This is a genomic window from Zhengella sp., from assembly GCF_041397485.1.
Classification (GTDB): domain Bacteria; phylum Pseudomonadota; class Alphaproteobacteria; order Rhizobiales; family Rhizobiaceae; genus Zhengella.
The window spans coordinates 511998-537431 of record NZ_JAWKWO010000001.1 but is presented as its reverse complement, the minus strand read 5'-3'; the positions used below and the strand labels follow the sequence as shown (position 1 = coordinate 537431).

Genomic DNA, 25434 nt, shown 5'->3' with positions numbered 1-25434 from the left:
CCGGCAGGACAGAGGGGGGTGAATGCCATTTCCATCCTGCTCACATCCTGAACACGCCGAATTTCGTGTCCTCCACCGGCGCGTTGAGCGCGGCCGAAAGCGAAAGTCCGATCACGTCGCGCGTCTTGGCCGGATCGATGATGCCGTCGTCCCACAGCCGCGCCGAGGAATAGAGCGGATGGCCCTCGCGTTCGTATTTCTCCAGGATGGGCGCGCGGAAGTCGGCTTCCTCTTGCGTGCTCCAGGTGCCGCCCTTGCGCTCGATGCCCTCACGCTTGACCAGCGCCAGCACCGTGGCGGCCTGTTCGCCGCCCATCACCGAGATGCGCGCATTCGGCCACATCCACAGGAAGCGCGGCGAATAGGCCCGCCCGCACATTCCGTAATTGCCTGCGCCGAAAGACCCGCCGATGATGATGGTCACCTTCGGCACTTTCGCTGTCGCCACCGCCGTCACCAGCTTGGCGCCGTCCTTGGCGATGCCGCCGGCCTCGTACTTGCGGCCCACCATGAAGCCGGTGATGTTTTGCAGGAAGACGAGCGGAATCTTGCGCTGGCAGCACAGCTCGATGAAATGCGCACCCTTCTGCGCGCTTTCCGAAAACAGCACGCCATTGTTGGCGATGATGCCGACCGGAATGCCGTGAACATGGGCAAAGCCGGTGACGAGCGTCGTGCCGTAATTGGCCTTGAACTCGTCGAATTCGGACCCGTCCACCGTCCGTGCGATGACCTCGCGCACGTCGAACGGCTTCGACAGGCTCTGCGGCACGATGCCGTATACTTCGTCAGGGGCGTGAAGTGGCGGCAGCGGGTCGCGAAGAACGAGGTTCATCTGCTTGCGCCGGTTGAGGTTTTTCACGATCCGCCGGACCATGGCCAGCGCGTGATGATCGTCCAGTGCGTAGTGATCGGCCACACCGGATTCGCGCGTGTGCAGATCCGCGCCGCCGAGATCCTCGGCCGACACTTCCTCACCCGTCGCCGCCTTCACCAGCGGAGGCCCGCCCAGAAAGATGGTTGCCTGCTTGCGCACCATGATCGTCTCGTCGCTCATCGCCGGCACATAGGCGCCCCCGGCCGTGCAGGAGCCCATCACGCAGGCGATCTGCGGAATGCCTTTGGCGCTCATGTTGGCCTGGTTGAAGAAGATGCGTCCGAAATGGTCGCGGTCGGGAAACACCTCGTCCTGGTTGGGCAGGTTGGCCCCGCCCGAATCCACCAGGTAGATGCAGGGCAGGTTGTTCTGCTCGGCGATTTCCTGGGCGCGCAGATGCTTCTTCACCGTCAGCGGGTAATAGGTGCCGCCCTTCACTGTGGCATCGTTGACCACGATCATGCATTCGGTGCCTTCCACGCGCCCGACACCGGTGATGATGCCGGCCGACGCGATATCGCCGCCATACATGCCGAAGGCGGCGAACTGGCCCACTTCGAGAAACGGCGAGCCGGGATCGATCAGTGCCGCCAGCCGCTCGCGCGGCAGCAGCTTGCCGCGCTCCACATGGCGCTGGCGGGCGTGGTCTGGTCCGCCAAGCTCGATGGTGGCCGCCTTTCCGGCCAGATCATCCAGCAGGGCGCGCATGGCCTGTGCATTGGCGTTGAAGTCGTCGCTGCCGGTCGAGACCGAAGAGGTGAGAGCGGGCATGGTGCGCCTTCCGATTCGTGACTGCTTCGGGAAGAGGGTAGCTGCAAGGCAGGGGCGTTGTCACACGCCCTCGGCCATCATTTCCCGGCCGATCAGCATGCGCCGGATTTCCGATGTGCCCGCGCCGATCTCGTAAAGCTTGGCATCGCGCAGCAGCCGGCCGGTCGGATATTCGTTGGTGTAGCCGTTGCCGCCAAGAAGCTGGATCGCATCCAGCGCGCATTGGGTGGCCTTTTCCGCCGAGAACAGCACGCAGCCCGCCGCATCCTTGCGCGTCGTTTCGCCCCGGTCGCAAGCCGCGGCCACCGCATAGACATAGGCGCGCGCCGCGTTCATCGTCGAATACATGTCGGCAAGCTTGCCCTGGACAAGCTGGAAATTGCCGATCGGCTCGCCGAATTGCTTGCGCTCGTGCACATAGGGCACGGCCACGTCGAGACAGGCGGCCATCAGGCCGAGCGGGCCGCCCGACAGGACAACGCGCTCATAGTCCAGCCCGCTCATCAGAACCGCCACGCCCCTGCCTTCCTCGCCGAGCACGTTCTCGAACGGCACTTCCACGTCCTCGAACACCAGTTCGCCCGTGTTGGAGCCGCGCATCCCCAGCTTGTCCAGCTTCTGCGCCACCTTGAAGCCTTTCATCTCCTTCTCGATCAGGAAGGCGGTGATGCCCTTGGAATGGGCGGCCATGTCGGTCTTGGCATAGACCACCAGCGTATCGGCATCCGGACCGTTGGTGATCCACATCTTCGAGCCGTTGAGCACATAGCGGTCGTTCTTCTTGTCGGCGCGCAGCTTCATGCCCACGACATCCGAACCGGCGCCGGGCTCGCTCATCGCCAGCGCGCCCACATGCTCGCCCGAGCACAGCTTCGGCAGGTATTTCTCCTTCTGCTCCGCCGTGCCCCAGCGGTTGATCTGGTTGACGCAAAGGTTGGAGTGGGCGCCATAGGAAAGCCCGACAGACGCGGAGGCCCGGCTGATCTCCTCGATCGCCACCGTATGCGCCAGGTAGGTCATGCCCGAACCGCCATAGGCAGGATCGGCGGTGATGCCAAGCAGGCCGAGCGCGCCGAATTCCTTCCACAGGTGGGCCGGGAAATTGTCGTCCCGGTCGATCCGGGCAGCCAGCGGCGCGATCTTTTCCTGCGCGAAACGGTGAACCATCTCGCGCAGGGCCTCGATCTCCTCACCGAGCCCGAATTTCATGGAGTGGTGGTACATGGCGTTTCTCCTCGGCAGCCAATGCGCCCGCCAGGCGCATGGTCATGGTTTGATACTTGGTGGTCACGTCTTCGATGGAAAGGCGGTCGTCGGGCCGGAACCAGACGATGACGCCGGTAATCATCTGGATGATCGCCATGGACGTCAGCGCAACATCGTCCACGGCAAAAACGCCGGCGTCCTGCCCGTCACGCAGGATGGCGCGCAATTCCTTCTCATAGGCCGAGCGCAGCCGCAGGATTTCGCTCAGATGGTCGCGCGAGAGGCTGCGCAATTCCATGTTGGAAACATGCGTGGCGTGGCGGCGCTCCACATGGAAGCGCACGTGGTTGGCGATGAACGCTTCGAGGCGCGCGCGCGGATCGCCATGGGCGGGCAGGGCGGCCTCCAGCGCTTCGGCCAACCCGTTCATGTGGTCGCGCATCAGCTTGAAAAGCAGGTCTTCCTTGGATGGAAAATAGCGATAGAGCGCGGCGGCCTGCACACCCACTTCCGCCGCAAGCTGGCGCATCGTCACCGCCTCGAAACCGTGCCGCGCGATCAGTTGCGCGGCCGCCTCGCGGATCGCCGCTTCCGTCCTTTCGCCATCCGATCCGGCCGTGCGCGCCATGGTTCCTCCTGTTGGCCTGAATTAATAAAACAAACGTTCAATTCTTTCAAGGGATGGATACGGGCTCACGGCAAGAGGCCGCTTTTTTGTGCCCGGTCATTGCGCGGTCATGCGGACAGGGTTCAAGATGCGGCCAGTCCGACCTGCCGAGCGAAACCCCATGAAGCCCATTCTCGCCATTGCCCTCAATCCGACCATCGACATGGCGTCGGATGCCCGGCGTGTCCAGCCAACCTTCAAGATCCGCACCCGCAACCAGCAATTCTACCCCGGCGGCGGCGGCACCAATGTCGCCCGCGTGATCGCCGAACTGGGTGGCGCGGTGGAACTCGCCTATCTAGCCGGGGGCGCCACCGGCCCGGTCTTTGAAAGCCTGCTGGCGGATACGGGCATCACGTTGCATGCCTTCCCCATGCGCGGCGCCGTGCGCATTTCCGTGACCATCTTCGAGGAGGAGACCGGCTTCGAGTATCGCGCCGTCCCGGAAGGCCCGCAGGTCAGCGAGGCGGAACTCGAACCGGTCCTCGATCTGGTACGCCGGTTCACCGACGGCTATATCGTCGCATCCGGCAGCCTGCCACGCGGCTGCGCAACGGATGTCTATGCCCGCATGGCAGACATCGCGCAGGCCAATGGCGTCCGCTTCGTGCTCGATACATCCGGCGAAGCACTCACGCAAACCATTGAAAGGTCGAAGATATTCTTGCTGAAGCCGAGCATCGGCGAATTGTCCGCCCATGCCGGGCGCAAGCTGGACGAGGATGGCGCGGTGGAGGCGGCCTGCGCCATCGTGACGTCCGGCGCGGCCGAAAACGTGGCCGTGTCGATGGGCCGCGATGGCGCGTTCCTGGCCAATGGCGAGGGCGTGATCCGGATGCCGCCGGTGCATGTGAAGACGCAATCGGCCGTTGGCGCGGGCGACAGCTTCGTGGCCGCCATGGTGCTCAAGCTGGCCGCCGGCATGCCCATGCGCGAAGCCTTCCGCTATGGCATGGCGGCGGGCGCTGCTGCGGCCATGACCCCGGGCACGGTTCTGTGCCGGCGTGCTGACGTGGAACGTCTCTACGCGGCGATGGACTAGGGGTGAGCCGGGCCGCTCACCCTGTTTTCTGCTGGTCGGCGAAGTGGCGGTCTATATAGGCGAGCCAATGGCTGACATCCGCCTCCAGCGCGTGCAGGTCGCGCTCCACCTCTTCGCGCACACCGACCAGAAGGCTGCTTCCATCCGCCGGAAGCTTGTCTTGCAGCGCCCGCGCCCGCGCTTCCATGTCGGTCATGGAATAGGTGAGTTCGCCATCCTTCACCAGATCTTCGGCTGTGCGTGCGAGGCGCGCGCGCAAGGCCTCGATCCGTTCCCCGAGTTCCGCTGTGGTCTGTTGCCTGGACATGATTGGTCTCCTTCCTGCCATTGGATGCAGGCCCGGTCGGCGATCAGTCCCGGCCGCGCCGCATCTTCACGGTGAAGACAATGCGGTAGAACAATGGCAGGATTTGGAGCGCGGAACAGTCTTCCGCCGCAAGGGGAAAACGCCGGGCCTGACCGGTCAGGCTGAAACCGCTGCCAGCGATTCGGCCAGCGCCGCGGCGAAGAGATCGAGATCCGCATCCGGCCCGCAGGAAATGCGGATGCAGCGGTCCAGCCCTGGCGCCATGGGCTTTCGCGCGAACACGCCGCGCGCGACAAGCCCGTTCATCACCGAAAGCGCGAACGCGCCGTCGCGGCCGCAATCGATGGTGACGAAATTGGTCGCGGAGGGCAGGGGCTTCAATCCGTTTTCCGTTGCAATGGCACCGATGCGCCCGCGTGCGCGCTCCACGTTTGCGATGGTCTGCGCCAGGTAACCGGTGTCGCCGAGGGCCGCCAGGCAGGCCGCCTGCGCCATGCGCGTGATGCCGAAATGGTTGCGCACCTTGTCGAAGGAGGCGATGGCGTCCGCTTCGCCGATGCAATAGCCGCAGCGCAGGCCCGCCAGCCCGTAAGCCTTGGAGAAGGTGCGCATGCGCAGCACGTTCGGGCGGTCCGTCTCGATGTCCGGCATGGTGCCGGCTGGCGCGAACTCGCCATAGGCTTCGTCCAGCACCAGCATGGTCGTTGCCGGCAGGGCCTCGATGAAGGCCTGCACCGCGCCGGCTTCGTGCCAGCTTGCCATCGGATTGTCCGGATTGGCGAAATAGACCAGCCCCGCGCCCTCGCGCTTCACCGCGTCGAGCAGCGCCTGCGGGTCCTCGCGGTCGCCCGCATAGGGCACGGCGACCAGCCGGCCGCCGAATCCGCTGACATGATAGTTGAAGGTGGGATAGGCGCCGAGAGAGGTGACGACCGGCTGCCCCGGCTCGACATACTGGCGCACGACGAGGCCGAGCAGCCCGTCAATGCCTTCGCCCACCATCACGTTCTGCGGCGAAACATCCAGATGCGCGGCCAGCGCATGGCGCAGGTCGTGGTTTTCCGGGTCGCAATATTTCCACATGTCGGGCGCGGCCGCTGCCATGGCCGCAATGGCGCTGGGCGATGGGCCGAAGCCGTTCTCGTTGGCGCCGAGCCGCGCCGCGAAGGGCTTGCCGCGCGCCCGTTCCTGGGTTTCCGGCCCGACGAAGGGCACGGTGGCGGGCAGCGACTGGACAAGCGGTGTGGAACGGGGGCGAAGCGTCATGGGCATGATCCTCCTGCGGGCCTTCCGCTTTACCAAGCCGCGCGGCCTGCCGGAAGCACCAAAAGGAGAAACCGCCCCTCAGCGGACGGGGCGAGCCCGCCCGATCCAATTGGGCAAAAGAAAGCCGCCCAATCCAATTGGGCAAAAGAACGCCGCCCAATCCAATTGGGCAAAAGAAAACGGGGCGCCCGGAGGACGCCCCGCAATCTGTTTCACGCGAACTTCAGATTAGAAGTAGCGGGTGAAGCGCAGGAAACCGGAGAACGTGCCATCGGAGTTGGCAATGTCGGAGTCCTGGTAAGCGAGTTCCGAACGGACCTCGAAGTTCTGGACCGGGGTCCAGACCATCGACAGTTCAGCGGCCCAGGTGTCAACACCCGAGTTGAGGCTGGTGCCGGCGATGTAGTGGTCGTTGTTGTACTGGAAGGCCACGGACGCCGAGAAGGTCGACGTGAAGACGTGGTTATACGAAGCCAGGATCGACCATTCGGCGGAGCCGAAGCCGATGCGGGCAACGCCGTAGGCGTTGTCGCCGGAGGAGTAGTAACCGATCAGGCGCGCAGGCTGGAACCGTTCATGTTCGGGATGTTATACTGCATGCCGAGAGCGCTGAACCATCCCGACGACCGGCGGCCATGGAACATGTCGGAATCGTAGGCCGAGCGTGGCCCAGACAGCGCACCCAACCGGCGTTGTAGGAAACCTTGACACCACCACATCCGGAACCCAATCGGCAGCGTTGGCAGAGCCGGCGGTTCCGAGAGCGCCATCGTCATCATGCTCCACGGAGACGGCGGCGAAGCCGTTGCCGGAGAAGGTGTAGCCGATCTGGTGACGCTGCTGGTAGCCGTAGTACATGCCCGGTCCGGAGTGCGAACCCGCTGAACATGGATACACCGCCGCTGTTCTGCGAGTTGCCGAAGGCCGACCGGTGTGTAGCCGAGGCGCAGACCACCGAGCTCGAGGATACGCCTGGTCGAACGACAGCGACCATCGGTGTGTGCCCCAGGTGCCCTGAATGCGGCATAAGAACGCAGCGTGCCCCACTCGGTGTCGGAACGGGCATCGAAGTTCACGCGGGCACGGGTCAGCACTTGCAGCCGTCGTTCACCGCACCGTAGTGACAGGACGGGGCGTCGTTGACGTTTTTCCAGACCGCCGCCACCTGCATGCACACGTAGCCGCGGATGGACAGGCAGGCTCGGTGCCCGGGATGAAGGAAGCAGCGCCGTAAGCATCGCAGACGCGGGACATACTCAACCGGCTCCGGCTCGTACACGATGGCGTCGGCGGCCTGGCGCAGAAGCGGCAACCATGGCAGCCGCGGAGCCGAGAAGAAGGCTCTTGATGTCATTGTTGACCTCCAGTCAAAGTTAATAACGGGTCTGGGTACTTTAGCTGAAGGACAGCGTTTCCCTGCCCCATCCCCAATTTGCCGAAAAAGACGCGCTGTCCGCGCCCCTTCTTCGAGGCTGACAATACGCATGGGCTTGCCCCGTTCAACAAAGAACATCACCGATGAGGGCGGGGGCGATGCCGATGCACCCTGCTTGTTGCACAAATGACACGGTTTGGCCGGCGGCGGTAACGCGTTGTTAACGAAGCATGCGAATTTCCCGGGTTTTCGTGATGCCGGCTGGCGCCCGAGCCGACGCAATCCGCTGGAAAATGCCGGAATCACTGGGGGAATCAGGCTGCACGGCCCTGCAAGGGGGATTCGGTGGCGGCTGGCTGTTTTCCGGCTGCCCTTGCCGGCCGGCAGGGCGCGCGGACCATGCCTTTATATATGGAGAGCGCAAGCGGGCGGCTGGCCGCGCCTGCCCGGGGAAAGAAAATGGCGGCCAGGCTGCAATGCGATGTTGATTATCCGGGGGCTTTTCTTTATCCACCGGCGCTGTGGAGAGGTGGCCGAGTGGTCGAAGGCGCTCCCCTGCTAAGGGAGTAGACGGGAAACCGTCTCGAGGGTTCGAATCCCTTCCTCTCCGCCACTTTATCTGGCCTCACGCTGCCGCCCTGCGGGCTTCGCTCCGGCCGGGGCCTCGCATCGGCCCGGACGGCCCTCGGCCTTGCGGACCCTGAGGGCCCGATCCACATCTGGCCTCACGCTGCCGCCCTGCGGGCTTCGCTCCGGCCGGGGCCTCGCATCGGCTCGGACGGCCCTCGGCCTTGCGGACCCTGAGGGCCCGGAATCCCTTGCTTTTTGCCACCGGTTTTTTCTCAAAATTCCGGAGGTCATAAAAAAGGCCCGAGCATTCAAGCTCTTGGGCCGCATTTAGCTGTCCGTGCCGTGCGATTGCGTTCATCGTTGACTGGAGGTCAACAATGAACATCAAGAGCCTTCTTCTCGGCTCCGCGGCTGCCATGGTTGCCGCTTCCGCTGCCCAGGCCGCCGACGCCATCGTGTACGAGCCGGAGCCGGTTGAGTATGTCCGCGTCTGCGATGCTTACGGCGCTGGCTTCTTTTACATCCCGGGCACCGAGACCTGCCTTGCCATTTCCGGCTATGTCCGCATGCAGGTGGGCGGCGAGACGTGGAAAAATGCTGGCGATTCAGCTTCTTATCTCGCTGCCTTTTCCGCTGCCACTAACGATGCGGTGGACGGCTATGCCGTGCGCACTCGTGGCCGCGTGAACTTCGATGCCCGTTCCGACACCGAGTGGGGTACGCTGCGTTCTTATGTCCGCATTCAGGGCACCTGGGGCACGAACACCGATGGTGCGGTGTCGTTTGATCAGGCCTATATCGAACTCGGTGGTCTGCGCCTCGGCTACACTGAATCGGCTTGGGCCCAGTCCCAGCGCGGCGGTGTATCCATGTTCAGCGGGTCGCACTCCGACACGGGTATGTCCTATGGCTACCAGCAGCGTCACCTGATCGCCTACACCTTCGGTGGCAACGGCTTTGCCGCTACTGTCTCGGTGGAGCATGATGATGATGGCGCTCTTGGCACCGTCGGTTCTGCCAACGCTGCCGATTGGGTGCCGGATGTCGTGGGTGTCGTTTCCTACAACGCCGGTTGGGGTGGCGTCTGGGCAAAGGCGGCCTACGATTCTGATGCTTCCATCGCAGCAGGTCGTCAGGGCGAGTGGGCTGCTCAGCTCGGTATGCAGTATAACATCCCGAACATGAACGGTTCCAGCCTGCGCCTGATCGGTTACTACGCCTCGGAAGACAATGCCTATGCGGTTGGCTCGGAATTCTCCATCCTGGCCTCCTACAACCACGTCTTCACGAACACCTTCTCGGCCTCCGTTGGTTTCCAGTATTTCAACGATACCAATTACGGTGCTGTCGGCTCGCCGGACGCCTATGCGGCTGAACTCTCCATGATCTGGACCCCGGTTCAGAACTTCGAGGTCCGTTCGGAACTCGGCTACACCAAGGAAGATGCTCTGGACGGCACCTTCTCCGGTTACATCCGTTTCACCCGCTACTTCTGATCTGAAGTTCGGTTGATGTGATCGAGGGGCGCCGGCCGGCAAAGGCCGGCGCCCTTTTTCTGAAGCAAGCATTCGAACGCGAAAGGAAACCGGGGGCTTTCGGCGAAAGCGCATGGATGCAGGGCCGGCAAGGACGCAGGATCGGGTCGCGCGGGTGAAAGCCGCGCCATGACAGGACTCGACGCGGCGCAACTTTGCCGATAGATGCCATGGCCGTGTGCGGTTCTGGATGAACGATTTCGGATCGGGTGTGCAATCGATCCGGCGTTTTGACAGGGCAGATGACTCTGCGTGGGGTGAACGCCGTGAGTGAAAGACGAAGCAATCTGCGGCGGCGGGCGCTTGCGCCGGCCGGTCATCGGGCAGTCGTGTCCGCACCGCGCGTGAAGATTGTTGAAAGCGTGACCGTGGGTGAGCTGGCGCGCCGCTATCTGGACATTCTCTGGGAGGAGGGCCAGCACAAGCGCCATGTCACCGCCTTCCTCGACGAGATCGACCTGCTCCTGAAACGGCGGGAGTTCAGCGTCTTTTCCGAGGACATGCTGGATGAAGTCACCGGCAGCCTTCGGGCCAAGGGCAATTCCAACGCCACCATCAATCGCAAGATGGCGGCACTGGGAAAGCTGCTTCGCAAGGCGCGCAAGATGGGCGATATTGTCGGCCTGCCGGAATTCCGGCGCCAGAAGGAAAGGCAAGGGCGCATCCGCTTCCTCGAATGGGAAGAGGAGGATCGCCTGTTTTCCGCCATCCGCGCCCACAGCGAGGATGCCTGGCGGCTCTGTGTCTTCCTCGTCGATTCGGGCGCACGCCTCGGCGAGGCGCTGGCACTCACCTGGAATGATGTGCATGATGGCCGCGCCACCTTCTGGGTCACCAAGTCCAACCGCAGCCGCACCGTGCCGCTCACCGCGCGTGCCCGCGACGTGCTCGACATGCGCCGGGGCAGGGGGCTGAAAGGCCCTTTCTGCATGCTCAACCAGCAGGCCTTCCGCTTTGTCTGGAACAAGGCGAAGAAGGAATGCGGGCTGGGCACCGATCCCCATGTCGTGCCGCATATCCTGCGCCACACCTGCGCCTCGCGCCTCGTCAAGGGTGGGGTGGATATCCGCCGCGTGCAGATGTGGCTCGGCCACCAGACCCTGCATGTCACCATGCGCTACGCCCATCTGGCCGCCAACGATCTCGACGCCTGCGTCAACGTTCTTGAGGCCAACCGTTTCGTCGAGGCGAATGCCGGTTCCGTGCGCGCGGCCGCCGGCGCCCGTGCGGCAGTCCCTCAGGCGGCGCCGCCCGGTTGACCGGTTCCTGCCTTGCCAGCGCGGCCTGTTGTCTGGAAGGCAGGCGCCCCGGGAGGGGTGCTTGCCCACCATCCTGCGCCCGTGCTTTGCCCCGCGCCCTTCCTGTGGCCGTCGCCGGGCCCCTCAGGTCAAAAAATCGGCAACTGCTGAAAAAACAATTGAAACAGGCGTTTGCGCTGTAGCGTCCGCGCAACAGTGGCGGTCGCATGCGATGCGCCGGCTAAAAATCCTGTTGCGGAAATCAACGGCCCGGATCAACGATTTTTGCAAGGGAAGCGCCGCGAAGTGCTTTCCGCAAGGGGTGGTGACGTCCTGCCAGTTGAATTGACGGCCCGGCCATGGTGGCAGGCCGTGCAGATCGGAGAAACCGAACATGAACCTCAAGGGCCTTCTTCTTGGCTCCACGGCGGCACTGGCCGCCGTTTCCGGCGCGCGCGCTGCCGATGCTGTCGTCTACGAACCCGAGCCGGTGGACTATGTGAAGGTATGCGATGCCTATGGCGCCGGCTTCTACTATATCCCTGGCACCGAAACCTGCCTGTCGATTGGCGGTTACGTCTATTTCCAGCTCGGCGCGACCAATGACCGCGGCGTCTTCCCCGACACGCCGAATTATCACGCCTTCGGCTATGGCGGTTACAATGTCGCCACGCGCGGCCGCCTGAATTTCGATGCCCGCTCGGACACCGAATGGGGCACGCTGCGTGCCTATCTGCGCCTGCAAGGCACCTGGGGCACCAATGCCGACGGCAATGTCGCCTTCAACCAGGCCTATCTGGAACTGGGCGGCCTGCGCATGGGCTATACCGAGTCCGCCTGGGTCGACTCCATGAATGCCGGCGTCGCCACCTACGGTTCCCATTCCGATGGCGGCCTCTTCTATGCCTACCAGATGCGCCAGCAGATCAGCTACACCTATTCCGCCAACGGCATCGCCGCCACGCTCTCGCTCGAGCATGACGATGACGGCTTCCTCGGCACCGCCGGTGCGGCCGCTGCCGCCGACTGGGTGCCTGATGTCGTCGGCGTCCTGTCCTACAATGCCGGTTGGGGCGGCGCATGGGCCAAGCTGGCTTACGACAGCGACTATCTGCCGCTCGCCGGCCGTCAGGACGGCTTCGCCGCGCAGATCGGCATGCAGTACAACATCCCCAACATGAACGGCTCCAGCCTGCGCCTGCTCGGCTTCTATGCCGACACGCCCAATGCCTATGCCGTCGGTTCGCGGTGGTCGGTTCTCGCCTCCTACAACCACGTGTTCACGGATACCTTCTCCGCGTCGGTCGGTGTGCAATATTTCGGCGACACCAATTACGGCCTCGCCGGCACGCCGGATGGCTGGGCGGCGGAACTCTCCACGGTCTGGACCCCGGTCCAGAATTTCGAGGTCCGCACCGAGACTGTCTACACCGAGGCCGAGGGCCAGGACGGATCGCTGTCCGGCTTCCTGCGCTTCACCCGCTACTTCTGATCGCTGCCGGCCAGTGGTCCCTGAAAGGCCCGGTGCGAAGGCGCCGGGCCTTTTTCAATTTCCGGTCGTGCCCGCACGGCCCTTGTGCTTGGCCTCCCCTTGGCTAAAGTCTGGGGAGCGGGCATGCATGCCATGCATGCCGGAGCGAGGCTGAGGGTTTTGATGTTTGACTGGAAGCGATGGATTTGGCCGGGCGTCATTGCCACGGTGTTCCTCACGGTGCTTGCGCTGTGGTTCCGCACCGGCGCCATCGAAAGCGATCTTGCCGCGAAGATCGCCCATGCCCATGGCAATGGCCATTGGGCGTCCGTGACGATTGACGGGCGCGACGTCACCCTGTCCGGCACCGCGCCGGATGCGGACATGCAGGCCGAGGCTGTGCGTCTGGCGCGCCAGGCCCTTGGCGTGCGCCATGTTGCCGACCGCACCGGGCTGGCCCGGCTGGCCGACCCCTACCGCTTCTCCGCCGTCAAGACCGCCCAGGGCGTCACATTGTCGGGCCATTTCCCGCAGCCCATGGCCCATGAGGCGGTGAAGGAAGCCGCCGCGCGGATTTTCCCGGGGCTTGCCGTCGTGGATGAGCTTGCCTTGGCCCGTGGCGCCCCCGATGGCTATACCAGCCAGGCCGAATTCGCCATGATTCAACTCAGTCGCCTCGTCGAAGGCGCCGCCACGGTGACAGGCGGCCGGCTGGCCGTCGAAGGGCGCGCAGCCGGTCCGGTGGCATGGGCCGATCTCGAGCGGGACCTGGCGGGTGTCCTTCCCGCCGGCCTGCAATTGCACTCGATGACGGTCGAACCGGCGCCGGACGCCTCGGGAAGCGCCGTCACGCCGCCTTCGCAGGGCGCGGGCGAACAGGATCGCGAGGTGGAATGATGTGGTATCTGGTGTCGCAGCTCTGGGTCTTCCTTTTTCTGGCTCTGGTCGCGGGCGCGGTGAGCGGCTGGATGACCTGCCGCAAGCGGTCCTGACAGGCGTGAAAGGAGAACCTTTGCCATGTTGGCCCTGATCGTCCAGACCGCGCTGCTTGTCGCCATTGCCTTCATCGCGGGCGCTGTCCTCGGTTCGCTGGCGAAGCGGGCATTCGGCACGGGCGTGGTAGAGGAAGACAGCACGGTCGTCGCCACATACGGGCTTTCCCCGGCACCGCCGGCCACGCCGCCCGCCACACCGCCTGCCATGCCTGCCGGCAGCCAGGAGGCAGGAATGCCCGCTTCCGGAAAACCGGCCGCCGCGCCCGGGCCCGACGCTGAAGCCGGCGCCGGTTCGTTGCCGGACAAGCCGGGCGACGAAGGCGCAGCGCCTGTGGCTGATCCCCCGCCCGCAGCCGGCCAGCCCGTGCCGCCCACCGAAACGGGAAGCGCGCAGCCTGTGCCCGACACCGCGCCGCAACAGGTGGCGCAGGTGGACGATCTCAAGCGCATTCGCGGCATAGGCCCGCAAAACGCCGCCCGCCTGAATGCCGAAGGCGTCACCGCCTTCGCCCAGATCGCAAGCTGGACGAAGAAGGATCAAGCCGCATGGGGCGAGCGTCTCGCCTTTCCCGGACGTATCGAGCGTGAAGGCTGGGTCCGCCAGGCAAGGGCGCTGGCACGCGAGCAGGAAAAGGCGGCCGCCGGGCCCGCCGCTCCGCCGGCCGATGATGCCGCGCCGGGCACCCGGCCACGCCTGCTCAAGGCGCCCCGGCGGAACAAGCCCGACGATCTCACGCGCATCGGCGGCATCGGCAAGGCGATCCAGGCCAAGTTGAACGGGATCGGCGTGTTCCACTACGACCAGGTGGCGAAATGGAGCCCGGATGAAGCGGCCTGGGTGTCGCACGCCATCGGCTTTCCCGGTCGCGTCGAGCGTGAGAACTGGACCGGCGAGGCCGCGCGGCTGGCCCCGTCCGGCTCCCGGAAGGCAGGCGGCGCGCGGTCACCGAAAGCCGGATCGTCACGGAGCAAATCCGCCGGCAAGGCAGGCAAGAAGACGAAGTGATCGCCCGTCGGCGCGTTGCGGGTCCGCCGGTTCCCGGCTCTGCTCCGGTATCTCGACCGCGCAAGAGCGATGCGCCGGGGCGCAAGAGGGATTCTGCGAAAGGCAGAATCAGCCTTTGGCCGTGGCAGGCTCCCTGGCGGCCCTTGCCTTGCCCTTGTCCACCCGCCCCAGGAACTCGGCGATGATGGCCGGCAATTCGCCCGTTTCCAGCAGCGGCGCGTGTCCCTGTCCGGCCACCGTCACGGTTTCCATGGATGGCGCATATTCGCGCATCTGGTCGACCGTGGCTTGCGAAAGCAGGCGCGAATTGGCGCCGCGTATGGTCATCAGCGGCATTGCCGTCAGGCCCACGAATTGCGGCCACAGAACCGGCAGCGGCTGGGAAAGGTCCAGTCCGGTCAGGGTCTTGAGCAGGTTGGGGTCATGGTCGGCCACCGGTTTGCCCCCTTCGTCCCGGTAAAGCGCGCGGGCGGAGCGTTCGTGGTCCGCCGGCCCCAGCGCCGGAAACGGATCCTTCATCGCCTGCGCCATGATGGCGATCGCTTCGTCCCATGTCCGCGGCGTCGGCGCGCGCTCCAGATAGGTCCGGATCTGGGCCAGCCCTTCGCCCTCGATCACCGGGCCGACATCGTTGAGAATGCCGGCCTTCATCGCGCCCGGGCGCATGCCGGCCAGCACGTGCATGATCAGTCCGCCGCGCGATGTGCCGATGAAGGCGCCATGCTCCACACCCGCCGCAGCCAGTCCCGCCAGCACGTCGCCAGCCTCCACAAGGACGTTGTAATTGTGCCAGTGCGGATCATGCGCGGAGGCGCCGCGTCCGCGCAGGTCGAACACGATCACCTGCCGCGGGGACTTGTCATGACAGGCCAGAAACAGCGCCAGTTCATGAAAATCGCGGGCATTGCGGGTCAGTCCGGGAATGCAGACCGCCGTCAGTGCCCCTTGGCCGGCCGTGCCGTAAAGCCTGGCATGAAGGCGCAAACCGTCCTGCGCGCTGTAGAAGAGATCGCGGTAGCCGTTCGTGTCCGTCATGAAGAACCTGAAACGTGACGTTTTGGGATGGAGCGCGCGCAGCGGCGCCACGGGAAGCAACGCTTACCTAGCGCAGCCACGCCGTCAGGTCGAATCCTCCGATGGGACCAACCGGCACGAAAATCAGATGTTCCGGCCGGCCGTCAGATCCTTTTCCACAGTGGCATTGCCTGTCAGCCGCTGCTTGTAGACCTGCAGGTTCTCCATCACGCGCTGCACATAGTTGCGCGTCTCGCCATAGGGAATGCGCTCGACCCAGTCGATCACGGCGTCGACCGGCATGCCGCGCGGATCGCCATAGCGTTCGATCCACTGTGCGGCCCGGCGTGGTCCGGCATTGTAGGCGATGAACGTGAGGATGTAGGAGCCGGAAAAGCGCTCCAGTTGCTGCGTCAGATAGGCCGCGCCCAGCGTCGCGTTATAGGCCGGATCGCTGGTCAGGCGCTCGCCCGAATAGGCAAGCCCCACCTGGCCGGCCATTTCCCGCGCGGTGCCGGGCATCAGTTGCAGCAGCCCGCGCGCGCCCGCGTGGGACACCGCGCCTGTGTTGAACTCGCTTTCCTGGCGCGCGATCGCATAGGCCAGCGCCTTGTCCCCCGCCTCGATGGCGGCATCGTCGGGTATGGCCCCCATGGGATGGGCGAGCCCGCCCACATCGAGCCCCCGGCCGGCCGCGATCTTGCCGATGCGAAGCGCCGTGTGATGATCGCCGCGGCTTTCGGCCATGCCCGCCAGCAGCGCGATTTCGCCCGGGCTTTCCAGTTCGCCGGCCAGGTCGCGGTAAAGGATGCCGGCGCGCCAGCCGTGGCCGGCCTCTTCAAGGCGGCCGATAGCCTGCACCGCCGGGCGTGCGGCAAACAGCTTGCGGTCATGCGTATCGGCCGCCGGCGGCGCGATGTCGATCTGCTTCATGCCGAGCCTTGCGGAGGCAAGCTGGCCGTAGAACGTGGTTCCATGCTGCGCGGCTCGCCGGAAATGGGCTGTTGCATCGCCAGCCGCGCCGGCTTCGATGGCCCGGCCCAGCCAGTATTGCGCCCGCGCGTTGGAAATCGGGCCGTCGGCGATGGAGGCGATGGTAGCGAAATGCACCGCAGCCGCCTTGGCATCGCCGAGAAAGGTGAGGGCGATCCAGCCGGCGTGGAATTCCGCGTCTGCCACGGTGCCGGGCCTGCCACCCCGCTGTCCCGAGGCGATCGCATAGGCGGTCCGGTATTTCTTCAGGTCGATCATCTCGCGCGCCAGCGCCCGCCGTTCCACCCACCACTGGTCCAGATCGATGAGTTCGGCCGGATCGGCCGGCGCTTGCGCCATCGCCTCAGCCGCTTCCGCGAATTTGCCGGATCGGCGCAGGAACCGCGCCAGCGCGTAGGTATAGCCGGCGCTGCGTTCGCTTTCGGGAACCGCCTTCAGCAACGACGCGGCGTCGCTGCGGCCACGGATCACCGCTGCCCAGGCCTCCAGAAGGGCAGGGCGGCCGCACAATGGCGCCACGCGCCCGGCGGAGCGGATCCGGTCTTCATAAAGCATGTATTCCTGGCGGTGGCAGTGGTCCGCTTGGGCGATAATCGGGCCGAACCGGCTGAGAATGGCCAGTTCATCTGTCGCGTCCAGCTTTGTCTCGCGCCAGAACGCGCCGAGACGGCGGGCGGCGTCTCCGGCCCTGTCTTCCGCCAGCAGCGCTTCGGCCAGCGCCATGGCTCCCTGCGCCGTTTCCGGTTCGCGGCCGGCAAAGGCGGCAAGCATGGCCGCCGGGGGCGCGTTCTCGCGCGCCAGCGCCCGTTCGTGGTGGCGGCGCAGCGCAGCCATGCCGGGCCAGCCTGACAGGTCTGCCATGGCCTCTTCCAGCTGGCTGCTCGAGAGGTCCGATCCACCGTAGAGCGCTGCCGCCCAGGTCAGGATGCGACGGTCGTCCGCCCCCGGGGCCATGCTGTCACGGGCGGCAAGCGCCGTGGCGACGTCGCCGCGCGAGATGGCGTCCAGCCCGGTTCTCAGCGCCGCGATGTCCTGCGCCATCGAAAGCGGGGAGGACGAGGGCACCGGAGGCACGCCATCGCGAAGGGTCATGGCGCCGGTAACCGCCGCCGTCAGCGCCAGCACACCGGCCAATGCCGGCAGGACCAGTCGGGTGCGTTTCATCTCGCCAACACTCCTTCTCGGGCCGTCCTCGGCAACCGGGACCGGAACCGCGAAATCCCCAGTCTGGCCGTGGCATGTGAAAACACGGTTAACGGGCCGTTACACGGCTGCCGCGCACGATTGCATTCCGGCGTGAAACCGCTCTTGCCGCACGCGCATGGCGAGACTATGGTGCCGCGCCTGTCGCCGGGCCGCAAAAACGGCTTCCGGCGCTCGTCTTGAAACCCTGAACGGCAGTCCTGGAGTCCACCGCAATGTTCAAAGGCTCGTTTCCGGCCCTCGTCACGCCCTTCACGCCCGATGGCGCGGTGGACGAGAAAGCCTTTGTCGACCTGGTGGAATGGCAGATCAGCGAAGGGTCCAACGGCCTGGTGCCCGTCGGCACCACGGGCGAGAGCCCGACGCTGAGCCATGACGAACACCGCCGCGTGGTGGAGATGTGTGTCCAGACCGCCGCGGGCCGCGTTCCCGTCATCGCGGGCGCCGGCTCCAACAACACGCGTGAGGCCATCGGCCTTGTCGAACATGCAGAGGAGGTGGGCGCGAGCGCTGTCCTCGTCGTCACGCCCTACTACAACAAGCCGGACCAGCGCGGTCTCTATGAGCACTTCGCCGCTGTCGCCCGCGCCACGTCGCTGCCGATCATCATATACAACATCCCGCCGCGCTCGGTCATCGACATGACGCCGGAGACGATGGGCCGCCTGGCGCATGATTTCAGGAATATTGCCGGCGTCAAGGATGCCACCGGCAAGATCGAACGGGTGACCGAGCAGCGTCTTGCCTGCGGCAGGGACTTCATTCAGCTTTCCGGCGAGGATGCCACGGCGCTGGGCTTCAACGTCCATGGCGGCGTCGGCTGCATTTCCGTATCCGCCAACGTCGCGCCGCGCCTGTGTGCCGAATTCCAGGCCGCGACGCTGGCCGGCCAATGGGACAAGGCGCTGGACATGCAGGACCGGCTGATGGCGCTGCACAAGGCCATCTTCATGGTTTCCGGTGTGGCCGGCGCGAAATACGGCCTGTCGCGCATGGGCCGCATGGAGAATGCCTTGCGCATGCCGATGATGCCGGTCACCGATGCCGGCGCGCAGGCCATGGACGAGGCCATGCGTGCCCTCGGCCTGTTGAACTGACAGGCCGCAAGGCGCATGTATCGGCAATGAGCAAGGTCAAGTCGACAAACGGCAAGGTGATTGCCGAAAACCGGAAGGCGCGGTTCTCCTACGCCATCGAGGACACCATCGAGGCCGGTCTGGTGCTGACCGGCACGGAGGTGAAGTCCCTGCGTCTCGGCACTGCCAATATCCAGGAGAGCTATGCCTCGATGGAAAACGGCGAGTTCTGGCTGATCAACTCCTATATTCCCGAATATACCGAGGGCAACCGCTTCAACCATGAGCCGCGCCGCCTGCGCAAATTGCTCCTGTCGAAGCGCGAGATGGCGCGGCTGGCCAAGGAAACCGACCGCGAGGGCATGACCCTTGTGCCCCTGAAGCTCTATTTCAACGAGCGCGGACTGGCCAAGCTCCTGCTCGGCATCGCCAAGGGCAAGAAGATTCACGACAAGCGCGAAACCGAGAAGAAGCGCGACTGGAACCGTGAAAAGGCACGGCTGCTCAAGCAGGGCGGCTGACCGGGGGCGGCACGCCGGCTTGCTTCAGATCGTCAGGTGGCAGATGGCATGGCGGGCATGACCGCGATGTCTTGCGAACGCGCGCGCAATTCGACTTGAGGCGAAGACCCGCTTTAAACGCTTCCATATCATCATTCGTTCATGTATATAGGTTTCCGGATTTGTCCTGGAGAATTCTGCATGCTGTCTGGTTTGATGAAGCGCCTGACGTCAGGTGCGTCCAACACGATCGCCCATGATGATTTTGTCGCGGCGCTGAAGGCGAAGTCCCACGTTCTGGTGGATGTGCGCGAAGCGGGAGAATTTTCCTCCGGCCACATCCCCGGGGCGGTCAATGTGCCGCTGTCGCGCTTCGATCCGTCGCGTATTCCCGCTGGCAAGCCGGTGATCCTCTATTGCGCCACGGGCGCGCGCTCGGGAATGGCCGTTCGCGCGCTTCAGCAGGCTGGCCGCGAGGATGCCGTCCATTACCGGCCAGGTGTGATGGGTTGGCGCCTGCAGGGTGGCAAGCTGGTTTGACCGGCATTGACGCGTGTCAAGGCGCGCGGATGCGTTGTCACACGAATATGGGTTGCGACTGACGCACGGCGTCGTGGCTGATCGAAATGACGTGCGGCTTTGGCGAAGGAGGAAGCGATGGCGCATGTGGTGGTTCTGGGTGCCGGTCTGGGCGGCACCATCATGGCCTACGAGATGAAGGATCAACTCGGGCCCGATGACAGGCTGACAGTGGTCAACAAGGGAAGCAAATATTCCTTTGTGCCGTCCAATCCGTGGGTGGCCGTCGGCTGGCGCCAGCCCGAAGAGATCGAGGTCGATCTGGAAAAGGCGTTTGGCAAGCGCGGAATAGCGCTGGAGCCGGGTGGCGCCAGGCGCATTCATCCCGCCGAAAACCGCATCGAACTGGAAGACGGCCGCTCGCTCGACTACGATTACCTGATCATAGCGACCGGCCCGGAACTGGCCTTTGACGAGATCGAAGGGTTCGGCCCGGAGAATTTCACCCAGTCTGTCTGCCATGTCGATCACGCCTCGCAGGCCGCCGCCGCTGTCGAGAAGCTGAAGAAGAACCCGGGACCGGTCGTCATAGGCGCGGTTCAGGGGGCATCCTGCTTCGGGCCGGCCTACGAATTCCTGTTCATCCTGGAAACGGCCCTGCGCCGCGCCAGGATCCGCGACCGCGTGCCCATGACCTTCGTCACGTCCGAGCCATATATCGGCCATCTCGGCCTCGATGGCGTCGGCGACACCAAGGGCCTGCTCGAATCCGCCATGCGCGACAAGCATATCAAGTGGATCACCAATGCCAGGGTGAAGAAGGTCGAGGAAGGCGCGCTGCATATCGACGAGGTCGGCGAGGACGGCCAGGTGAAGAAGGAAACGGCGCTGCCGATGGCCTTCACCATGATGCTGCCGGCCTTCCGCGGCGTCGATGCCGTCAAGGACATCGAGGGCCTGACCAATCCGCGCGGCTTCATTCTCGTGGACGAGCACCAGCAGAACCAGACGTTCCGCAACGTGTTCTCGGTTGGCGTCTGTGTGGCCATTCCGCCCATGGGCCCGACACCGGTGCCGGTGGGCGTGCCGAAAACCGGTTTCATGATCGAATCCATGGTGACCGCCACGGCGCACAATATTTCCAACCTGATCAAGGGCGGCAAGCCGGACGCCCGTGGCACGTGGAATGCGGTCTGCCTGGCCGATTTCGGCGATGGCGGCATCGCCTTTGTCGCCCAGCCGCAACTGCCGCCGCGCAATGTCAACTGGTCGTCCCAGGGCAAGTGGGTGCATGCGGCCAAGATCGGGTTCGAGAAATATTTCCTGCACAAGATCCGGTCCGGCACGTCCGAGCCGTTCTACGAGAAGCTGGCGCTCAAGGCGCTGGGCATCGACAAGCTGAAGGAAGTCCGCATGGACGAGTGAGCGCATGGATCGCCCGTCCGGGGAGGAAAGGCCGGGAGCGCGCTTCCGGCCGTTTTTCCAGGTCCGGTCCTGCCTTGCAGGATGTCAGCCCAGATGGCCTGCCACATCCTTGAAGACGGAACGGAACATGGCTTCGGTCAGCCGGCCGGTATTGGTGTTGTAGCGCGAGCAATGGTAGCTGGCGAAGATCGCCAGGCCGTCGACAGTGCTGCGCGCGCCGTGGCCGAATGGATGGGCGGCAACCCGTCCGCCCAGCGCGCGCACGGTCGAATCATGGGCGATCTTGCCCAGCGTCACCACGGCTTGCAGGTTTTCGAACCGCCCGATCGTCGCGCGCAGGAACTGCCGGCACGTGTTGATTTCCGCGCCCACCGGCTTGTTTTCCGGCGGCACGCAGCGCACGGCATTGGTTACGGCGGCGCCGGTCAGCTCCAGGCTGTCATCGGGTCGCGCCTCGAAGCGGCCCTGCGCGAAGCCGAAGTCCTTGAGTGTCGCATAGAGCAGGTCGCCGGCGTAATCGCCGGTGAAGGGGCGCCCGGTCCGGTTCGCTCCGCGCAGCCCCGGCGCCAGCCCCACCACGAGCAGGCGCACATTCCGGTCGCCGCGCGCATCGGCAAGGGTCGGCACCGGCGCATTGTGCCAGTCCGGCTCGCGCCCACGCCAGAGCGCGATGAAATCATGCAGGCGCGGGCACAAGGGGCAATCGCGCGGGGGCTCCGCATCGGCTGCGGGCACTGCGGCCATGTCAGTAATCGTCGTCCTCGTATTCGTCCTCGACAACGGGCGCGCGGCGCGGGGCAGGGCGGTCGGAGGGATCGCGGCCCACCTTGTCCTTCAGCGACACGAGATCGATGAAGTGATCGGCCTGCCTGCGCAGGTCATCGGAGATCATCGGCGGCTGCGAGGCCATGGTCGAGATGATGGAGACCTTGCGGCCCTTGCGCTGCAGTGCCTCGACCAGGATGCGGAAATCGCCATCGCCCGAAAAGATCACATAGTGATCGACGGTCTCGGCCAGTTCCAGGGCGTCGATGGTCAGTTCGATGTCCATGTTGCCCTTGATCTTGCGCCGGCCCGAGGCGTCGGTGAACTCCTTGGCGGGTTTTGTCACCACCTTGTAGCCATTGTAGTCCAGCCAGTCGATCAGCGGACGGATGGATGAATATTCCTGGTCCTCCACAAGCGCGGTATAGTAGTAGGCGCGCAGCAGATAACCTTTTTCGTTGAAATGGCTCAGCAGCTTGCGGTAGTCTATGTCGAAGCCGAGTGCCTTGGAGGTTGCATACAGGTTTGCGCCGTCAATGAAGAGCGCGATTTTCTCGCGTGGATCGAACATTTCAGTTACCTCGTTCTGGGACGGCACATGTCCGGTGTTCGACGATCCGGCGCATGCAGGAATCTTTTTCAGTCGGTTTCGCTGGCAGCTACTAGGGATTTGCCTAGCTGCTGTTTCTTGCCTTGCCAAGGAAAATCGGTTTTTTGCCTTATTCTTCCCAAACTTTAGCGGCAGGAAGGGAATTTGGACGTCTTGCGTCGCAAGCGGCTTTTCTGTATGGAGCCGCTTTGCCCTCCCTCGAATGCACGGAATTGAAGAAAGAGGCATTTCATGGCCCGCGTTACCGTTGAAGATTGCATCGACAAGGTCTCGAATCGGTTTGATCTGGTTCTTCTGGCCAGCCACCGCGCCCGTCAGATTTCGCAGGGCGCGGCGATCACGGTCGATCGCGACAACGACAAGAACCCGGTCGTCGCCCTGCGCGAGATCGCCGACGAGATGCTGTCGCCTGGCGACCTGAAGGAAGATCTGATCCACTCGCTGCAAAAGCACGTGGAAGTGGACGAGCCCGAGGCCGATGTGCCGCCCGCCATCGACAAGCCGGTCGAGGAGACCGCGGAAGCGGCAATGGAAGATGCAGCCGACGAGCCGGTCACCTTCGACCGCATGTCGGAGGAAGACCTTCTTGCCGGCATCGAGGGCCTTGTGGCGCCGGAAAAGAACGACGATTTCTGATTGGCCCTGCGCGTGGCCTTCCGCCCGCGCGGCAGACAGTTTATCAGTGTGTGACATGCGCCGCTCCGGCACCGGTGTGGCGCATGTTCTGTTTTCGACCGTGACGGGAACCTGAAAGCCCATGATGCGCCAGTACGAGCTTGTGGAACGCGTCCAGCGCTACAAGCCCGAAGTCAACGAGGCCCTGCTGAACAAGGCCTATGTCTATGCCATGCAGAAGCATGGCCATCAGAAGCGCGCTTCCGGCGACCCCTATTTCTCCCATCCGCTGGAAGTCGCCGCCATTCTCACCGACATGCATCTCGATGAGTCCACCATTGCCGTGGCCCTTCTGCATGACACGATCGAGGACACCGACGCCACCCGCAAGGAAATCGACGAGCTTTTCGGGGACAATATCGGCAAGCTTGTCGAGGGGCTGACCAAGCTCAAGAAGCTCGACCTGGTTTCCAAGAAGGCGGAACAGGCGGAAAACCTGCGCAAGCTCCTTCTGGCCATTTCCGACGATGTGCGCGTGCTTCTCGTCAAGCTCGCCGACCGGCTGCACAACATGCGCACGCTCGATCACATGCGCGAGGACAAGCGCCATCGCATTTCCGAGGAAACGATGGAGATCTATGCGCCGCTGGCCGGGCGCATGGGCATGCAGGACATGCGCGAGGAACTGGAGGAACTGGCTTTCCGCCACATCAATCCGGAAGCCTGGCGCATGGTCACCGAGCGCCTTGAGGGGCTGATGAGCCGCAATGCCGGCGTCATCGGAGAGATCGAGCAGCAGCTTTCGGAAGTCTTTCGCAACAGCGGAATCAGCGCCGATGTGAAGAGCCGGCAGAAGAAGCCCTGGTCGATCTTCCGCAAGATGGAATCCAAGGCGCTGTCCTTCGAGCAATTGTCCGACATTTTCGGCTTCCGCGTGGTGGTCGATGGCGTCGACGACTGCTACCGGGCGCTGGGCGCCATCCACACGACATGGTCCATGGTGCCGGGGCGTTTCAAGGATTACATCTCAACGCCGAAGAGCAACGATTACCGCTCCATCCACACCACCATTGTCGGCCCGTCGCGCCAGCGCGTCGAACTGCAGATCCGCACCCGCGGCATGCACGCCATTGCCGAATATGGCGTGGCCGCCCATGCCATCTACAAGGACAAGGCCACCAGCGCCCTGACCGATGGCCATGCCATTTCGCGGGACACGAACGCCTATGCCTGGTTGCGGCGCACCATCGAGCAATTGTCGGAAGGCGACAATCCGGAGGAATTCCTGGAGAACACCAAGCTGGAACTCTTCCACGACCAGGTGTTCTGCTTCACGCCGAAGGGCGCCCTGATCGCCTTGCCGCGCGGCGCCACGCCGATCGATTTCGCCTATGCCGTTCACACCGACGTCGGCGATACCTGCGTCGGCGCCAAGATCAACGGGCGCATCATGCCGCTGATCACGGAACTGAAGAATGGCGATGAGGTGGAGATCGTGCGTTCCAAGGCGCAGGTGCCGCCTGCCGCCTGGGAATCCGTGGTCGTCACCGGCAAGGCGCGTGCCGCCATCCGCCGCGCCACCCGCACTGCCATCCGCAAGCAATATTCCGGTCTTGGCGTGCGCATCCTGGAGCGCGCCTTCGAGCGCGCCGGAAAGACCTTCTCGCGCGAATCCCTGAAGCCTGTCCTTCACCGCCTCGGCCACAAGGAGATCGACGATGCGCTGGCGGCCGTGGGGCGCGGCGAAACGCCCTCGACCGATGTCATGCGCGCCGTATTTCCTGACTACAAGGACGAGCGGATCACGCAGACGCGGCCCGAAAAGGGCGCTGGCTGGTTCAACCTGCGCAATGCGTCCGGCATGGTCTTCCGCATTCCCGGCCAGAAGGACGCCGACGCCAATCCGCGCAATGCGCTGCCCATCCGTGGCGTGCGCGGCGACCTGCCTGTCAACTTCGCACCCGAGGGCGCCGTGCCGGGCGACCGTATCGTCGGTATCCTGACGCCGGGTTCGGGTATCACCATCTATCCCATCCAGTCGCCCGCCTTGACCGCCTTCGACGACCAGCCCGACCGCTGGATCGATATCCGCTGGGACATTGACGAGGCCTCCGGCGAGCGCTTCCCGGCGCGCATTTCCGTCAATGCCATCAACGCGCCGGGCTCCCTGGCCGAGATTGCCGGCGTCATTGCCGAATCGGATGCCAACATCCACAAGCTGACCATGGTGGAAACCGCGCCGGATTTCACCGAAATGGTGGTGGATCTCGAGGTCTGGGATCTCAAGCACCTGACACGCCTGATCGCCAGGCTCAACGAGACGGCCAGCGTCGGCCAGGCCCGCCGGGTCCATGGCTGACCGCCAAGCGAGGGAACAAGCACCGATGA

Annotated in this window: 24 protein-coding genes and 1 tRNA gene; 13 read left to right on the top strand and 12 right to left on the bottom strand. The window is 64.4% G+C overall.

Features of this window, described 5'->3' with window-relative positions; translation table 11 throughout:
* Window positions 1-40: 40 nt before the first annotated feature.
* The 3 genes from R3D65_RS02485 to R3D65_RS02475 are packed head-to-tail and all read right to left on the bottom strand — an operon-like array spanning window position 41 to window position 3482.
* Window positions 41-1648 (bottom strand): carboxyl transferase domain-containing protein, encoded by a 1608-nt coding sequence (locus R3D65_RS02485; protein ID WP_371273646.1) that lies wholly within the window; start codon window positions 1646-1648, stop codon window positions 41-43.
* 60 nt (window positions 1649-1708) lie between these two features.
* Window positions 1709-2872, bottom strand: a complete 1164-nt coding sequence (locus R3D65_RS02480; RefSeq protein WP_371273645.1) for an isovaleryl-CoA dehydrogenase — start codon at window positions 2870-2872, stop codon at window positions 1709-1711.
* The gene (locus R3D65_RS02475; RefSeq protein ID WP_371273644.1) at window positions 2838-3482 is read right to left on the bottom strand and encodes a TetR/AcrR family transcriptional regulator; all 645 of its coding nucleotides are present in this window, start codon (window positions 3480-3482) and stop codon (window positions 2838-2840) included. Before R3D65_RS02475 ends, R3D65_RS02480 begins: the two co-directional genes overlap by 35 nt.
* A gap of 160 nt (window positions 3483-3642) precedes the next feature.
* Between R3D65_RS02475 and R3D65_RS02470 the strand changes: the two genes are divergently transcribed.
* Window positions 3643-4563, top strand: a complete 921-nt coding sequence (locus tag R3D65_RS02470; protein WP_371273643.1) for a 1-phosphofructokinase family hexose kinase — start codon at window positions 3643-3645, stop codon at window positions 4561-4563.
* A 16-nt stretch (window positions 4564-4579) separates the two neighbouring features.
* Here the strand turns inward: R3D65_RS02470 and R3D65_RS02465 are convergent, their stop codons facing one another.
* From R3D65_RS02465 to R3D65_RS02450, 4 genes are all read right to left on the bottom strand, one after another.
* Complete coding sequence (locus tag R3D65_RS02465) at window positions 4580-4870, bottom strand: hypothetical protein (RefSeq protein WP_371273642.1); 291 nt, start codon at window positions 4868-4870, stop codon at window positions 4580-4582.
* 156 nt (window positions 4871-5026) lie between these two features.
* The gene (locus R3D65_RS02460) at window positions 5027-6136 is read right to left on the bottom strand and encodes a pyridoxal phosphate-dependent aminotransferase (RefSeq protein ID WP_371273641.1); all 1110 of its coding nucleotides are present in this window, start codon (window positions 6134-6136) and stop codon (window positions 5027-5029) included.
* Window positions 6137-6364: 228 nt separating this feature from the next.
* Window positions 6365-6688 (bottom strand): porin, encoded by a 324-nt coding sequence (locus R3D65_RS02455; RefSeq protein ID WP_371274340.1) that lies wholly within the window; start codon window positions 6686-6688, stop codon window positions 6365-6367.
* A 535-nt stretch (window positions 6689-7223) separates the two neighbouring features.
* Window positions 7224-7490: a hypothetical protein gene (locus R3D65_RS02450; RefSeq protein WP_371273640.1), complete on the bottom strand. Its 267-nt coding sequence runs from the start codon at window positions 7488-7490 to the stop codon at window positions 7224-7226.
* A 544-nt stretch (window positions 7491-8034) separates the two neighbouring features.
* Here R3D65_RS02450 and R3D65_RS02445 point away from each other — a divergent pair.
* From R3D65_RS02445 to R3D65_RS02435, 3 genes are all read left to right on the top strand, one after another.
* Window positions 8035-8124: transfer RNA gene (locus tag R3D65_RS02445), tRNA-Ser, on the top strand.
* Between the two features lie 334 nt (window positions 8125-8458).
* Complete coding sequence (locus R3D65_RS02440) at window positions 8459-9577, top strand: porin (protein WP_371273639.1); 1119 nt, start codon at window positions 8459-8461, stop codon at window positions 9575-9577.
* A 281-nt stretch (window positions 9578-9858) separates the two neighbouring features.
* The gene (locus R3D65_RS02435) at window positions 9859-10875 is read left to right on the top strand and encodes a tyrosine-type recombinase/integrase (RefSeq protein ID WP_371273638.1); all 1017 of its coding nucleotides are present in this window, start codon (window positions 9859-9861) and stop codon (window positions 10873-10875) included.
* 123 nt (window positions 10876-10998) lie between these two features.
* On the opposite strand, the gene R3D65_RS02430 is transcribed toward R3D65_RS02435, so the two are convergent.
* On the bottom strand, window positions 10999-11250 hold the full coding sequence (locus tag R3D65_RS02430) for a hypothetical protein (protein WP_371273637.1): 252 nt from the start codon (window positions 11248-11250) through the stop codon (window positions 10999-11001).
* Between R3D65_RS02430 and R3D65_RS02425 the strand changes: the two genes are divergently transcribed.
* The 3 genes from R3D65_RS02425 (at window position 11249) to R3D65_RS02415 (ending at window position 14326) form a co-directional block, all read left to right on the top strand.
* Window positions 11249-12346: a porin gene (locus R3D65_RS02425; protein ID WP_371273636.1), complete on the top strand. Its 1098-nt coding sequence runs from the start codon at window positions 11249-11251 to the stop codon at window positions 12344-12346. The two genes, R3D65_RS02430 and R3D65_RS02425, sit on opposite strands and share 2 nt — an antisense overlap.
* 162 nt (window positions 12347-12508) lie before the next feature.
* The gene (locus R3D65_RS02420) at window positions 12509-13222 is read left to right on the top strand and encodes a BON domain-containing protein (RefSeq protein ID WP_371273635.1); all 714 of its coding nucleotides are present in this window, start codon (window positions 12509-12511) and stop codon (window positions 13220-13222) included.
* A 120-nt stretch (window positions 13223-13342) separates the two neighbouring features.
* Window positions 13343-14326, top strand: coding sequence for a hypothetical protein (locus R3D65_RS02415; protein ID WP_371273634.1), 984 nt, complete (start codon window positions 13343-13345; stop codon window positions 14324-14326).
* Window positions 14327-14434: 108 nt separating this feature from the next.
* Here the strand turns inward: R3D65_RS02415 and R3D65_RS02410 are convergent, their stop codons facing one another.
* The gene (locus tag R3D65_RS02410) at window positions 14435-15361 is read right to left on the bottom strand and encodes an alpha/beta fold hydrolase (protein ID WP_371273633.1); all 927 of its coding nucleotides are present in this window, start codon (window positions 15359-15361) and stop codon (window positions 14435-14437) included.
* A 123-nt stretch (window positions 15362-15484) separates the two neighbouring features.
* Window positions 15485-17497 carry a lytic transglycosylase domain-containing protein gene (locus tag R3D65_RS02405; protein ID WP_371273632.1) on the bottom strand — a complete coding sequence of 671 codons (2013 nt, stop codon included), beginning with the start codon at window positions 17495-17497 and terminating at the stop codon, window positions 15485-15487.
* 254 nt (window positions 17498-17751) lie between these two features.
* On the opposite strand from R3D65_RS02405, the gene dapA reads away from it, so the two are divergent.
* The 4 genes from dapA to R3D65_RS02385 all read left to right on the top strand — a co-directional run bounded on the left by dapA (window position 17752) and on the right by R3D65_RS02385 (window position 21056).
* Window positions 17752-18633: a 4-hydroxy-tetrahydrodipicolinate synthase gene (gene dapA, locus R3D65_RS02400; RefSeq protein WP_371273631.1), complete on the top strand. Its 882-nt coding sequence runs from the start codon at window positions 17752-17754 to the stop codon at window positions 18631-18633.
* Between the two features lie 26 nt (window positions 18634-18659).
* Window positions 18660-19133: an SsrA-binding protein SmpB gene (gene smpB, locus R3D65_RS02395; RefSeq protein ID WP_371273630.1), complete on the top strand. Its 474-nt coding sequence runs from the start codon at window positions 18660-18662 to the stop codon at window positions 19131-19133.
* A 180-nt stretch (window positions 19134-19313) separates the two neighbouring features.
* A complete protein-coding gene (locus tag R3D65_RS02390) occupies window positions 19314-19652 on the top strand; it encodes a rhodanese-like domain-containing protein (RefSeq protein ID WP_371273629.1) in 339 nt (112 codons plus the stop codon).
* A 117-nt stretch (window positions 19653-19769) separates the two neighbouring features.
* A complete protein-coding gene (locus R3D65_RS02385) occupies window positions 19770-21056 on the top strand; it encodes an NAD(P)/FAD-dependent oxidoreductase (protein ID WP_371273628.1) in 1287 nt (428 codons plus the stop codon).
* An 84-nt stretch (window positions 21057-21140) separates the two neighbouring features.
* On the opposite strand, the gene R3D65_RS02380 is transcribed toward R3D65_RS02385, so the two are convergent.
* Together R3D65_RS02380 and R3D65_RS02375 are read right to left on the bottom strand one after the other, a co-directional pair.
* The gene (locus R3D65_RS02380) at window positions 21141-21800 is read right to left on the bottom strand and encodes a uracil-DNA glycosylase (protein WP_371273627.1); all 660 of its coding nucleotides are present in this window, start codon (window positions 21798-21800) and stop codon (window positions 21141-21143) included.
* A gap of 1 nt (window position 21801) precedes the next feature.
* Window positions 21802-22392 carry an NYN domain-containing protein gene (locus R3D65_RS02375; RefSeq protein WP_371273626.1) on the bottom strand — a complete coding sequence of 197 codons (591 nt, stop codon included), beginning with the start codon at window positions 22390-22392 and terminating at the stop codon, window positions 21802-21804.
* Window positions 22393-22662: 270 nt separating this feature from the next.
* Between R3D65_RS02375 and rpoZ the strand changes: the two genes are divergently transcribed.
* Entirely contained in the window at window positions 22663-23067 is a 405-nt protein-coding gene (rpoZ, locus tag R3D65_RS02370; RefSeq protein WP_371273625.1) for a DNA-directed RNA polymerase subunit omega, read from the top strand.
* 121 nt (window positions 23068-23188) lie between these two features.
* Complete coding sequence (locus R3D65_RS02365) at window positions 23189-25405, top strand: bifunctional (p)ppGpp synthetase/guanosine-3',5'-bis(diphosphate) 3'-pyrophosphohydrolase (RefSeq protein WP_371273624.1); 2217 nt, start codon at window positions 23189-23191, stop codon at window positions 25403-25405.
* Window positions 25406-25434 lie beyond the last annotated feature (29 nt).